12 protein-coding genes are annotated in these 11,917 nt (G+C 33.7%); all 12 read left to right on the forward strand.

The window, feature by feature from the left end; genetic code table 11:
- Positions 1–47 precede the first annotated feature (47 nt).
- The 12 genes from KTH90_RS01150 to KTH90_RS01205 all read left to right on the forward strand — a co-directional run bounded on the left by KTH90_RS01150 (position 48) and on the right by KTH90_RS01205 (position 11,915).
- Positions 48–1,115: a DUF6077 domain-containing protein gene (locus tag KTH90_RS01150; protein WP_238726122.1), complete on the forward strand. Its 1,068-nt coding sequence runs from the start codon at positions 48–50 to the stop codon at positions 1,113–1,115.
- Positions 1,116–1,143: 28 nt separating this feature from the next.
- Positions 1,144–1,965 (forward strand): hypothetical protein, encoded by an 822-nt coding sequence (locus KTH90_RS01155; protein WP_158351674.1) that lies wholly within the window; start codon positions 1,144–1,146, stop codon positions 1,963–1,965.
- Positions 1,966–2,004: 39 nt separating this feature from the next.
- A complete protein-coding gene (locus tag KTH90_RS01160) occupies positions 2,005–3,297 on the forward strand; it encodes a UDP-glucose dehydrogenase family protein (protein ID WP_275061295.1) in 1,293 nt (430 codons plus the stop codon).
- A 9-nt stretch (positions 3,298–3,306) separates the two neighbouring features.
- On the forward strand, positions 3,307–4,314 hold the full coding sequence (locus tag KTH90_RS01165; protein ID WP_158351678.1) for an NAD-dependent epimerase: 1,008 nt from the start codon (positions 3,307–3,309) through the stop codon (positions 4,312–4,314).
- A 21-nt stretch (positions 4,315–4,335) separates the two neighbouring features.
- Positions 4,336–5,367 (forward strand): DUF6077 domain-containing protein, encoded by a 1,032-nt coding sequence (locus tag KTH90_RS01170; protein WP_158351680.1) that lies wholly within the window; start codon positions 4,336–4,338, stop codon positions 5,365–5,367.
- Positions 5,368–5,370: 3 nt separating this feature from the next.
- On the forward strand, positions 5,371–6,201 hold the full coding sequence (locus tag KTH90_RS01175; protein ID WP_158351682.1) for a hypothetical protein: 831 nt from the start codon (positions 5,371–5,373) through the stop codon (positions 6,199–6,201).
- A gap of 138 nt (positions 6,202–6,339) precedes the next feature.
- Positions 6,340–7,416: a dTDP-glucose 4,6-dehydratase gene (rfbB, locus tag KTH90_RS01180; RefSeq protein WP_238726123.1), complete on the forward strand. Its 1,077-nt coding sequence runs from the start codon at positions 6,340–6,342 to the stop codon at positions 7,414–7,416.
- 56 nt (positions 7,417–7,472) lie between these two features.
- Positions 7,473–8,342, forward strand: a complete 870-nt coding sequence (rfbA, locus tag KTH90_RS01185; protein WP_158351685.1) for a glucose-1-phosphate thymidylyltransferase RfbA — start codon at positions 7,473–7,475, stop codon at positions 8,340–8,342.
- A 13-nt stretch (positions 8,343–8,355) separates the two neighbouring features.
- Entirely contained in the window at positions 8,356–8,910 is a 555-nt protein-coding gene (gene rfbC, locus KTH90_RS01190; RefSeq protein ID WP_158351687.1) for a dTDP-4-dehydrorhamnose 3,5-epimerase, read from the forward strand.
- Positions 8,911–8,929: 19 nt separating this feature from the next.
- A complete protein-coding gene (locus KTH90_RS01195) occupies positions 8,930–9,727 on the forward strand; it encodes an ABC transporter permease (RefSeq protein WP_158351689.1) in 798 nt (265 codons plus the stop codon).
- A 12-nt stretch (positions 9,728–9,739) separates the two neighbouring features.
- Positions 9,740–11,014 (forward strand): ABC transporter ATP-binding protein, encoded by a 1,275-nt coding sequence (locus KTH90_RS01200; RefSeq protein WP_158351690.1) that lies wholly within the window; start codon positions 9,740–9,742, stop codon positions 11,012–11,014.
- 10 nt (positions 11,015–11,024) lie between these two features.
- The gene (locus tag KTH90_RS01205; RefSeq protein WP_158351692.1) at positions 11,025–11,915 is read left to right on the forward strand and encodes a class I SAM-dependent methyltransferase; all 891 of its coding nucleotides are present in this window, start codon (positions 11,025–11,027) and stop codon (positions 11,913–11,915) included.
- Positions 11,916–11,917 lie beyond the last annotated feature (2 nt).

The following is an 11,917-nucleotide window of genomic DNA, read 5'->3' on the forward strand; positions in this document are numbered from 1 at the left end:
AAATCGGTTACTTAAAACAATGTTATTATAATGAAAGAGAAAAAATCATGATCGATATTTTTACAATAATGCGGTCTATAGGAGCGTTATTATGGTATGCCGTAGTTTGTTATTCTTTTGGAGAATTGTTTATACCAAAAAAATATAATATTGAACATACTATCAAAGAGAAGACATTAATAGGTTTTATGGTATATCATTCAGTTTTTTTTATTCTAATGCTCCCATTTATATTCGTAAGAGTACCGCTTCATATTGTTAGCAGAATATGGATGGTAATAACATCAGTTATTCTGTTTCTTTGTTTCTTTAAAAAGTGTAGGTTGAAAAATAAGTCATTTTATAATATTGGTTTAATAAAAGAATGGCGATGGATAATAGTAGTTATTATTGTGATTTTGTTAGAAGTTGTATTTTCCATATATCATTGGACAGATTACGATTCTCCAACGTATGTAGGTTATGTAGTAACATCTGTTTATACAGACAGTATAAATAGATTTGATTACTTAACGGGCAAGCTATTAGAGGTATTAGAAATAAAGCGTATGTTTAATACTTCATTAGTAAATAGTTCCGTTATTTCGCAGATTTTTTCTTTACATCCATTAATTGAATTACGTTATATAGAGGGTAGTTTTCATATTATTCTTACTAATATTATATATTGGCAGTTTGCAAAGTTGTTTTTTCCTGATAAAAATGAAAAAATAAAATGTTATATTGTAATTGTTTGTACATGTATTATCAATCTTTTGTGGGCCTCAAGTTGGAATACTTCCATTTATCTGCTTGGGAGAAGTTATATGGGGAAGAATGTTGCATCTAATATACTTATGCCTTTAATCCTTTTTGGAATAGTATTACTCAAAAAGGAGAAACAAATAGGATGGACTTATTTATTTTGGATAAGTGCATGCTCAGCTGCTATATCACCAAGTTCTATGATACTAGTACCTATTTCCATGGTAATATGGATATTAGCATATATGATAACGAAAAAATCGTTTCGTGATATTATAAAACCTGCTATTTGCGCAATGCTTCCAGGTAGTATCGTGTTTGGTATATGGTTATTGGTTTACTATTTTAACGGACCCAAAATATACTTATAACGAATTTATATTGAAAGGGAGAGGGTATATGGAGAATTTTGGGTTTGCAGTAGATATATTCCGAAATGTACAGGGTACATATCCATGGTTTATTATTTATTTATGTATTTTATTATATTATATGAAAAAGAATAGGTGGAATCTTGTACAAACAGGTATGTTGTTATGGATACTACTGTTTTTTAATGATATTGCCGGGGTTCTATGGGCCGGTGTAGGAAGTTTAAGAAGTGGTATTTTTAGGTTTAGCTGGATGATGTGTATGGTAATTCTAATTGCTATATTTTGCGCTGAGAAGATTTGGGAAAGTAAAAAAAATATAATCGTTTGGATATTGGGGATAGCAGGCGTAATTTATATATCGGTACTGTATTCTCCGAAGCAGTTCTATCAATATTTTCCTAGTTATAACAATTTATATCAAATTAATGAGGACCTGATCGAAACTGTAAATATTGTTGTAAAGGATGCCAACATGGAAGGGGAACAAAACCCATATGTGATGGGGGATTACACTTTCCTGGAAAAGGCGCGTTTATATAATCCAGCAATAATTTTACTCGAGAGTTACTATGAATCATTTAAATTAACGGATTCAAGGCAAAATTCTGGGTATAAAACGGAAGAGTTTCCTGTGCTGGCTGATATGTGTAAAGGTGGGAATGTTTATACTGTTAATGAAAAAAAGAAAGCCATTAAAAATACTTCTGTTAAGTATATAGTGATTAAGAGAAATGAATTTACGGATGAGTACCAACAAGTATATCAGGATGAATTGAATCAATTGGGTAAAAATATGACTTATGATATTTATAAGATACAGTTAGATTCTGAAAATTATAAGAATTAAAGACAAATAATAATAGATAAAATACGGGAGGCTATAATTATGAAAATAGCAGTAGCAGGAACCGGCTATGTAGGTCTGGTGGCAGGAGTATGTTTTGCAGAGGTTGGGCATGAAGTTACTTGTGTTGATGTGGATGAAATGAAAATTGAATCTATGAAGTCTGGCAGAAGCCCAATCTATGAACGGGATTTGGAAGAGTTAATGAAAAAAAATTATGTAGAGGGAAGACTGCATTATACTACAGATTATGCGAATGCCTATCGGAATGCAGAAGCAATATTCATAGGAGTAGGGACACCTGAGCAGGCAGATGGCTCAGCTAATTTGTCGTATATAGCAACTGTTGCCCGTCAAATAGCTGAAAATGTAGAGAATGATTGTCTGGTTGTCGTTAAATCGACTGTACCAGTAGGAACCAACGATAAAGTGGAACAATTTATAAAAGATTTTATTGTACATGATGTAAAAATTGAGGTCGCCAGTAATCCTGAATTTTTGGCACAAGGAACTGCTGTGCACGACACATTGCATGCAGCCCGCGTGATTATTGGGACTGAAAGTAAAGAAGCAGAAGACAAGATGTTGAAGATATATGAGCCATTTCATCTGCCGATTGTATCTGTTAAAAGGCGTAGCGCAGAAATGATAAAATATGCCAGCAACGATTTTTTAGCACTTAAAATTTCATATATGAATGACATTGCTAACCTTTGCGAAATGGTTGGTGCCGATATAGAAGATGTTGCTAAAGGGATGTCATTTGATGACAGGATTGGAAATCGATTTCTAAACGCTGGAATTGGTTTTGGAGGAAGTTGTTTTCCAAAAGATACCAAAGCACTCGAATATTTAGCCAGACAGCATGGATATGAACTTAAAACTGTAAAGGCTGCTATCGAAGTAAATAAGAAGCAAAAAACAGTATTGTTTAGAAAGGCCTCCAATCGCTTAATAACATTTAGCGGTTTAAAGGTGGCGGTTTTGGGCCTGACTTTTAAACCGGGTACAGATGATTTGAGAGAAGCTCCTTCATTAGAAAATATACCTCTTCTATTAGAGGCAGGTGCAAAAATTTATGCCTATGATCCCGTTGGAATAGAGAATTTCAGAAAAAGATATCCGGAGCATATAACATATGTTAATAACCCTCAAGAGGCTTTGACAGATGCGAATGTATGCTTTATATTTACAGAATGGGCTGAAATTAAGAACGTTCAGCCGATGGAATATAAAAATTGGATGCGTACGGCTTTGGTATATGATGGAAGAAATATTTATCCCTCGAAAGATATGGAAAAAGCTGGAGTAGAGTATTATTCTATTGGAAGGTAGGAGAAAAATATGGAATCTAATAAAAAGGAATTGGATAAATCCCAAAAAGTGTTTATTACCGGCGGGGCCGGGTTTATAGGTTTTCATCTAAGTAAAAGTTTGTTAAATAAAGGGTGTCATGTTATCGGACTTGATAACCTAAATGATTACTATGAAGTCAAGCTTAAGATGGATAGACTTAAGATTCTTAGGAATCACGATAACTATAAATTTTATAAGGATGACTTATCCGATAAAGAAAGATTAAACTTTATATTCTCGGAAGAACGACCTGACATTGTTGTGAATCTTGGGGCGCAGGCTGGAGTTCGATATAGTATAGATAATCCAGATGCATATATGCAATCAAATGTTATTGGATTCTATAATATATTAGAATGCTGCAGAAAATATCCGGTAGAACATTTGGTGTTTGCATCATCGAGTTCTGTTTATGGAGCAAATAAAAAAGTACCATTTTCTACGGAGGACATGGTGGACTATCCGGTTAGCCTTTATGCTGCGACAAAAAAATCCAACGAGTTAATGGCCCACTGCTATAGTAAGCTGTATAAAATCCCAGCAACAGGCTTAAGATTTTTTACTGTATATGGTCCTTTTGGAAGACCTGATATGGCATATTTTAAATTTGCAAAGAAAATAATGAACGGTGAACCTATCCAGGTCTATAATAACGGGGATATGATGCGTGATTTTACTTTTATCGATGACATCGTATTAGGTGTTGAGAATATTCTAAGTAATCCTCCGGCAGAAATGGAGACAGGTGCACGATATAAAGTCTATAATATTGGTAACAACAAGCCTGAAAGTTTAATGTATTTTATACAGACATTGGAGAAGTGCTTAGGAAGAAAAGCTGAAAAACAATTTCTTCCCATGCAGCCAGGAGATGTATACCAGACATATGCTGATGTAACTGAGCTGATGCGTGATTTTGATTTTAAACCCAGTACATCTATTGAGATCGGTCTTGCAAAATTTGTCGAGTGGTTTAAGGAGTATTATGGGTTATGAGCGAAAACGGAGGAAATCAATATGAATTCTTGGTTTGGTATAATCTTAGTGGGTATATTGAGCTGTTCTGTATATCTCATATTGGGCAGATTAATTTCAATTACATTGGGATTAAGCAGATTCGTTAGCATTCAGTTTATCATAGGTTATGCAGCAAGTATTTTGATTTTCAGTTTGATAAATATTCCGTTTGAATTTTTGAATGTCAAGTTAAGCATGTTGGCCAATGTGTACGCAGTAGTATTATTGCTTATTATGCTTATACTTACAATTATCAATAAGAAACATTTGATGGATGTTAAGGTTATAAAAAGATTTATTAAAGAAAATTGGATATGGGTTGTTTGTTTTAGCATAATTATTATAATTCAGTTGTTATATGTACTTTTTAACGGTATATATGGTAGTCTGTGGGACAGCAGTACGTATACGGGCAGAGTTACAACAGCTCTTTTTACAGATGTATTAAATAGAGTAAATCCTTATACCGGTGAACCGACACCTTTTGATTGGTTAGATGCTTTTTTTGGTTTAGAGATGCATTCAGCCGTTATATGTAAGCTGACGAATATGCATGCGCTCGTCTATGTGAATAAGGTGCTTGCTGCGGTTGAAGTGTTGTTATACAATTTTTGCGCATATGCAATTGCTTTGGAATTGTTTAAAAAGGACAGAAAAAAAACAGTTGTGGCAATTGCATTTTTGTTTTTAATAAATTTGGGAATGTATACCAAATACACTCCAGCCACATTTTTGTTTTTTCGTGCCGGGGAACCAAAGTCTATGCTTTCTAATGTAGGATTGATGGTTGTACTATTGACTCTAACAAAACTTTACAAACACGAACAGGATAAAAAAAATTGGGTATTGCTCTCTGTGTCAAGTATCTTTGCATTATGTTTATCTCAAACGGGAGTCTTTCTAGTTCCTGTACTGTTGACGGTAGGCGTTGTACCTCTTATTGTTAAAGATTTCAGATTAATAAAATCATACATTTTCTGTATTTTGCCATCCATTTTTTTTATTTCCATCGTAATTTTGAAAAGGGGATAAGCAATGAATTCTTATTATATCTCTGATTACGGAATATCATTTTTTGCAAAAGTTTTTTGTGACTATTGGCCGGGCTTTGTTTTTCCGTTACTAATATTATTGTCAGAAATATATATATTGAAGACAAAAGATCAATTTTGGAAAAAGATAATGGTATATCCTATCATAATCACTCTGCTTACCGTTTTAAACCCAATTATCATGTATTGGATAGTGTTAAAGATGTCTTGGTCTGACCGATATTATCGTTTTTATTGGCTGATACCGGTAGCTTTTATTTTGGCTTGCTGTATCACAGACATTTTAAGTAAACTAAAATATGGTTGGGAAAAGCTTGCCTGCAGTGTGCTTGTAGTATTCATTCTGTTTGTTTTAGGAGTGAGATTCCCAGTAGACAGTAAGGCCGATAATATATATAAAATTAGTAATGAAGCAATTGAAATATCTGAAATGATACACGCAGATAGTCCTGAAAATCAAATGCCACTTGTTTTATATGATTTATCATTGGTACCGGTAATAAGGCAATACGATGCTTCCATTAGATCTGCCATGGATCGTGGGGAATGCCGTGGATTACGATATTTTGATGTGAATGATAAAGTATATCTAGATGCAGCTGAGGCTGATCAATCATATTTGATAATAGGTAATATAAATTATGAATATAATATAGATAAAATCAGACACGATATGCAGAAGAGAGGAATAGAATATTTCATTAGAAATAAATGGTGGTTTAGTAATAGTTACGTTGAAAAGTTAGGTTATCAATGGATTGGTGAAACGGAAAATTATGAAGTATATAAGTGTCTGTACGAAACAGGTTTGTAAAGGAAATAAAAAATTATTACAAACTATTGGTATGCGCTTGAAAGTGGTGAAAAAATATGCATTTGTAAATTCTGGTAAACAATGCTATAATGAATAGAATCATGCTAAAAATTAAAAAGTAATTGGAGGAAATTGTCAATGAGAACATATCTTGTTACCGGGGGAGCTGGTTTTATTGGCTCCAACTATATTCATTATATGTTTAGGAAATATGGGGACCAAATCAAGATAATTAATGTGGATGCCCTAACTTATGCTGGGAATCTAGAAAACTTAAAAGAAATTGAGAACAGATCAAATTATGTTTTTATCAAAGCTGATATATGCGACAGTAATAAAATACAAGAGATATTTGATAATAATGACATTGATAGAGTAGTGCATTTTGCAGCGGAAAGTCATGTTGACAGAAGCATTCGCAATCCGGATATATTCGTAAAAACGAATGTTCTTGGTACGTTAGTAATGCTGAATGCGGCAAAATGTTCATGGGAGAATAGTGACGGAAGTTATAAATCAGATAAAAAGTTCTTGCATGTATCTACGGATGAAGTATATGGTTCCTTAAGCGATGAGGGAGGATATTTTTACGAAACTACAGCATATGATCCTCATAGCCCCTACTCAGCCAGTAAAGCATCTTCGGATTTCTTGGTGAAGTCTTATGTAGATACTTATAATTTTCCGGCTAATATTACAAATTGCAGCAATAATTATGGACCTTATCAATTTCCAGAAAAATTGATTCCCTTAATGATTAACAATGCTTTGCAAGGGAAGCAGTTACCAATATATGGAGACGGAAAAAATGTAAGAGATTGGCTATATGTGGAAGATCACGCAAAAGCGATTGATATGGTGCAAGAATTAGGAAAACTAGGAGAGACTTATAATATTGGGGGACATAATGAAAAGCAGAATATAGAGATTGTGGAAATAATACTTGATACACTTCTGGATGTATTACCGGAAAATGATCAAAGGAGAAAATTGATATCTAAGGATTTGATCACGTATATTTCAGATCGTAAAGGCCATGATCGCAGATATGCGATTGCTCCAGATAAAATTAAAAAGGATATTGGCTGGTTTCCGGAGACGATGTTTAAAGAGGGAATTAAGCAGACTATAAGATGGTATCTGGATCATGAAGATTGGATGAGTAATATTACCAACGGAGACTATCAAAAATATTACGAAGAAATGTATAAATAATAGACATAGCAGTATCCAAGGATACTGCTAGTTTGTGTATTTTAGGAGGTAGTAAAATGAAAGGAATTATTTTAGCCGGTGGATCAGGTACGAGGCTTTATCCTTTAACAAAAGCAATATCTAAACAAATTATGCCTGTTTATGATAAACCTATGATTTATTATCCTCTCTCTATATTGATGCTGGCAGATATTAGAGAGATATTAATAATATCGACGCCAAGAGATCTTCCAGTCTTTAAGGAGCTGTTAGGAGATGGATCACAATTAGGATTGTATTTGGAATATGCAGTTCAAGATGTCCCGCGTGGTCTTGCTGATGCATTTATTATTGGTGAAAAGTTTATTGGTGAAGATAGTGTAGCATTAATTTTAGGGGATAATATATTTTATGGACAAAGCTTTTCAACAATCCTGCGCCGTGCGGCATCCAGAAAGAAAGGAGCTACTATATTTGGATATTATGTTAGAGATCCAAGAGAATATGGTGTAGTTGAGTTTGACGATAATGGCAAAGCTCTTTCAATAGAAGAAAAACCTGAGAACCCTAAGTCAAATTATGCAGTTCCTGGTTTATATTTTTATGATAATCAAGTTGTTGATATTGCTAAAAATGTAAAGCCTTCCGCCAGGGGGGAGATTGAAATTACCAGTGTTAATAATGAGTATTTAAGGCGAGAAGAATTGTTGGTTGAAACGTTAGGCAGGGGATTCGCTTGGTTGGATACCGGAAATTATGATTCTTTATTAGATGCAGCTGATTTTGTATCGGCATTTCAAAAAAGGCAGGGACTGTATATTTCGTGTATTGAGGAAATAGCATATCGCAGACAATTTATTGATAAAGAACAATTAATAAATTTAGCACAGCCATATCTTAAAACTCAATACGGACAGTATTTATTAGAAATATCAAATGGTTTATAGGGAGATAAGAAATATGGGTCAGATAAGTCTAAAAACATGTGAGATTGAAGGATTAAAGATAATTGAACCGAAAGTATTTGGCGATGAACGTGGCTATTTTATGGAAACTTATAATTACAAAGACTATGCTGCGGCTGGAATCAATATGGAATTTGTTCAAGATAATCAATCGATGTCGAAAAAAGGGGTTCTTCGAGGTTTGCATTTCCAGAAAAATTTCCCCCAGGATAAACTTGTGCGTATTATACAGGGAGAAGTTTTCGATGTTGCAGTAGATTTGAGAAAGGGATCGAAAACGTTTGGCAAGTGGTATGGAGTAATATTATCCGCTCAAAATAAAAAGCAGTTTTATATTCCGAAAAACTTTGCACATGGGTTTTATGTTTTATCAGAGATTGCAGAATTTGCTTACAAATGTACTGATTTTTACCATCCTGATGATGAGGGCGGGTTAGCTTGGGACGATCCTGATATAGGCATTGATTGGCCGCTAGATGATAAAGTAGAATTAATCATATCAGAAAAGGATCGCAATTGGGGAGGCATCAAACAATTGAAACTGAATTGATGTTGAACTGGAGGAAATAATGAAATTTTTAAATAGTATTTTAGATGTGTTATCCAAACATAATTTGGTGTTGTCATTAGCGAAATCTGATTTTAAAAAGAGGTTTGTCGGATCATATTTTGGTATATTTTGGATGTTTGTGCAGCCTATTGTAACTGTGCTTATTTATTATTTCGTTTTTCAAGTTGGATTTAAGGCTGCGCCCCCAGTAAATATGCCGTATGTGTTATGGTTGATACCAGGTATTGTCCCTTGGTTTTTTTTCAATGAAGCATTAGGGGCAGCGACAAACAGTCTGTATGATTATAATTATTTAGTGAAAAAAGTGGTTTTTAAAGTAAGTATATTGCCAATGGTTAAGATTGTATCATGTATCTTTGTTCATGCTATTTTTATATATATACTTTTTGGTGTATATTTGCTCTATGGAGAGATGCCGTCTATTTATTGGCTTCAATGCATTTATTATTCTTTTTGTACTTTTGCACTAGTAGTAGGACTCTCATTTATTACTTCTTCTATAAATGTATTTTTTAAAGATATGAGTCAAATTGTGAATATAGCACTCCAGTTTGGAATGTGGTTAGCGCCGATTATGTGGCATTATAGTATGATGCCGGAGAAATTTTTATGGTTGATCAAATTAAATCCGGTATATTATATAGTAGAAGGTTATAGAGATAGTTTTATTACACATGTTGGGTTTTGGAATCGTCCTTTACTTACATTATATTTTTGGGTAATTACAGGTATAATATTTTTAGTTGGTTTGAAATTGTTTAAGAGGTTGAAGCCTCATTTTGCAGATGTTCTTTAGGAGGGTTTATATATGCATGCGATAGAGGTAAAAGATCTTACAAAGATATATAGGCTTTATGACCGTCCTATTGAGCGGCTAAAAGAATCATTATCACCTATGCATAAGCAATATCACAAAAAGTTTTTTGCTTTAGACAATATCAGTTTTAATGTCAATAAGGGAGAAACGGTAGGGATTATCGGTACTAATGGATCAGGTAAATCGACTATTTTAAAAATAATTACTGGTGTATTAACGCCAACATCAGGTACAGTCAATATACAGGGAAAAATATCAGCATTATTGGAGCTGGGGGCCGGCTTCAATATGGATTATACCGGCATAGAAAATATATATATGAATGGAACAATGTTAGGATATTCTAAAGAAGAGATGGATCAAAAGCTGGAAGAAATTTTAAATTTTGCTGACATTGGAGAATTTGTATACCAGCCAGTTAAGACTTATTCAAGTGGTATGTTTGTAAGATTGGCCTTCGCACTCGCTATAAATGTTGATCCTGAGATACTTATCGTGGATGAAGCGCTGTCTGTTGGGGACGTATTTTTTCAAACGAAGTGTTATAAACGTATCAATGAAATAAAAGAAAAAGGTACAACAATTCTATTAGTGACTCACGACATGAGTAATATAATTAAATATTGTGACAAAGCTGTCCTATTAAACAAAGGTAAATTTATTGAAGAAGGTAAGCCAAGTCAAGTAGTTGATTCGTATAAAAAAATATTGGCTAATCAGTTCGAGGATACAGAAGAAGAAAATACTATAATAGAGGAAAAGAAAAACCATACTCAGTATAATGTGGTTTGGAAAGAAAAGTTAGCAGATAACCCGCAACGTTTAGTTTATGGTGACGGTAGAGCAGAAATCACAGATTATGGAATTTTTGATCATAAGAATCAAGTTTCTAATTTGTTGTTAAAGGGAAAAGACTTCTCTATCAAAATGCGAGTGAAATTTAAAGAAAATGTTACGAATCCAATCTTTGCCTTTACCATAAAGGATAAAAAAGGAATGGAATTAACGGGTACAAATACGTTAATATCGGATACAGGTATTGAGGTAGGTGAAGCGGGCAAAATATATACCATTACTTTTAAGCAGATTGAGAGCTTGCAAGGTGGTGAATATTTGCTTTCGTTGGGATGTACAGGGTATGAAAACGGCGAGTTATCGGTATTTCATAGATTATATGATGTTACCTATATAACTGTGATATCTGAAAATAATACGATTGGTATTTATGATATGTATTCTCAAATAGAAATAAATTGCGGTGAGTGAGGATAACGATATGGAACATACGATATTAAATTTAAAATATTACGGAGGTCAGGATCAATACTCGGATGGAGACATAGAAGACGAGTTATTGAATATTTGTAAGGATAAAGAGAAGATTCCGGAAATATTAAAAAGTGATAAACGCTGGCCTATTCTATATCATTTATCTGATATCAGAGAAAATTTGCTGGATTGGTATGAATTTGGACCAGACACTAGTCTGTTAGAAATAGGGGCTGGGTGTGGTGCTTTGACTGGTCTGTTCTGTAGAAAAGTAAAGAAAGTAACAGCTATAGAATTATCCAAACGCCGATCAGAAATTAATGTGTTACGAAATGGAGATTATGGTAATCTTGAGATAATGGTTGGTAATTTTGAAGATGTTGAGATAAAAGAGAAATTCGATTATATAACACTTATCGGTGTTTTGGAGTATGCATCCAGTTATATCCAATCAGAATTCCCTTTTCATGATATGCTGGTGCGGGTGAAAAAGTATCTGAAACCGCAAGGACAACTAATTATCGCTATTGAAAATAAATATGGATTAAAATATTGGTCTGGAGCAGCAGAGGATCATACCGGAATTACGTTCGATGGGATTGAAAATTATCATTCCAATAATGTTCGTACGTTTTCTAAAACTGAATTGGAAAATTTGTTGCAGGAAGCGGGATTTAGTAAAACACAGTTTTATTACCCCGTGCCGGATTATAAATTGCCATCTGCTATCTATTCGTCAACTTATCTTCCGAAACCAGGGGATCTGAGAAATATATCACTATCTTATGATAGGAAAAGATTTCTTCTGTTTGATGAAGGAGCGGCTTTTGACGGCTTATGCCAAAGCCAGCAGTTTGAATTTTTTTCAAATTCATTTTTAGTAATTGCTGGAATATAGCA

This window comes from Diplocloster modestus, assembly GCF_019042245.1.
Lineage (GTDB): Bacteria > Bacillota > Clostridia > Lachnospirales > Lachnospiraceae > Diplocloster > Diplocloster modestus.

What these genes read in the sequence shown, in the direction of transcription:
- KTH90_RS01150 (WP_238726122.1), top strand. Translation starts at nt 48, where the DNA reads ATGATCGATATTTTTACAATAATGCGGTCTATAGGAGCGTTATTATGG.
- KTH90_RS01175 (WP_158351682.1), top strand. Translation starts at nt 5,371, where the DNA reads ATGAATTCTTATTATATCTCTGATTACGGAATATCATTTTTTGCAAAA.
- KTH90_RS01155 (WP_158351674.1), top strand. Translation starts at nt 1,144, where the DNA reads ATGGAGAATTTTGGGTTTGCAGTAGATATATTCCGAAATGTACAGGGT.
- rfbC (WP_158351687.1), top strand. Translation starts at nt 8,356, where the DNA reads ATGGGTCAGATAAGTCTAAAAACATGTGAGATTGAAGGATTAAAGATA.
- KTH90_RS01165 (WP_158351678.1), top strand. Translation starts at nt 3,307, where the DNA reads ATGGAATCTAATAAAAAGGAATTGGATAAATCCCAAAAAGTGTTTATT.
- rfbA (WP_158351685.1), top strand. Translation starts at nt 7,473, where the DNA reads ATGAAAGGAATTATTTTAGCCGGTGGATCAGGTACGAGGCTTTATCCT.
- KTH90_RS01200 (WP_158351690.1), top strand. Translation starts at nt 9,740, where the DNA reads ATGCATGCGATAGAGGTAAAAGATCTTACAAAGATATATAGGCTTTAT.
- KTH90_RS01170 (WP_158351680.1), top strand. Translation starts at nt 4,336, where the DNA reads ATGAATTCTTGGTTTGGTATAATCTTAGTGGGTATATTGAGCTGTTCT.
- KTH90_RS01160 (WP_275061295.1), top strand. Translation starts at nt 2,005, where the DNA reads ATGAAAATAGCAGTAGCAGGAACCGGCTATGTAGGTCTGGTGGCAGGA.
- KTH90_RS01195 (WP_158351689.1), top strand. Translation starts at nt 8,930, where the DNA reads ATGAAATTTTTAAATAGTATTTTAGATGTGTTATCCAAACATAATTTG.
- KTH90_RS01205 (WP_158351692.1), top strand. Translation starts at nt 11,025, where the DNA reads ATGGAACATACGATATTAAATTTAAAATATTACGGAGGTCAGGATCAA.
- rfbB (WP_238726123.1), top strand. Translation starts at nt 6,340, where the DNA reads ATGAGAACATATCTTGTTACCGGGGGAGCTGGTTTTATTGGCTCCAAC.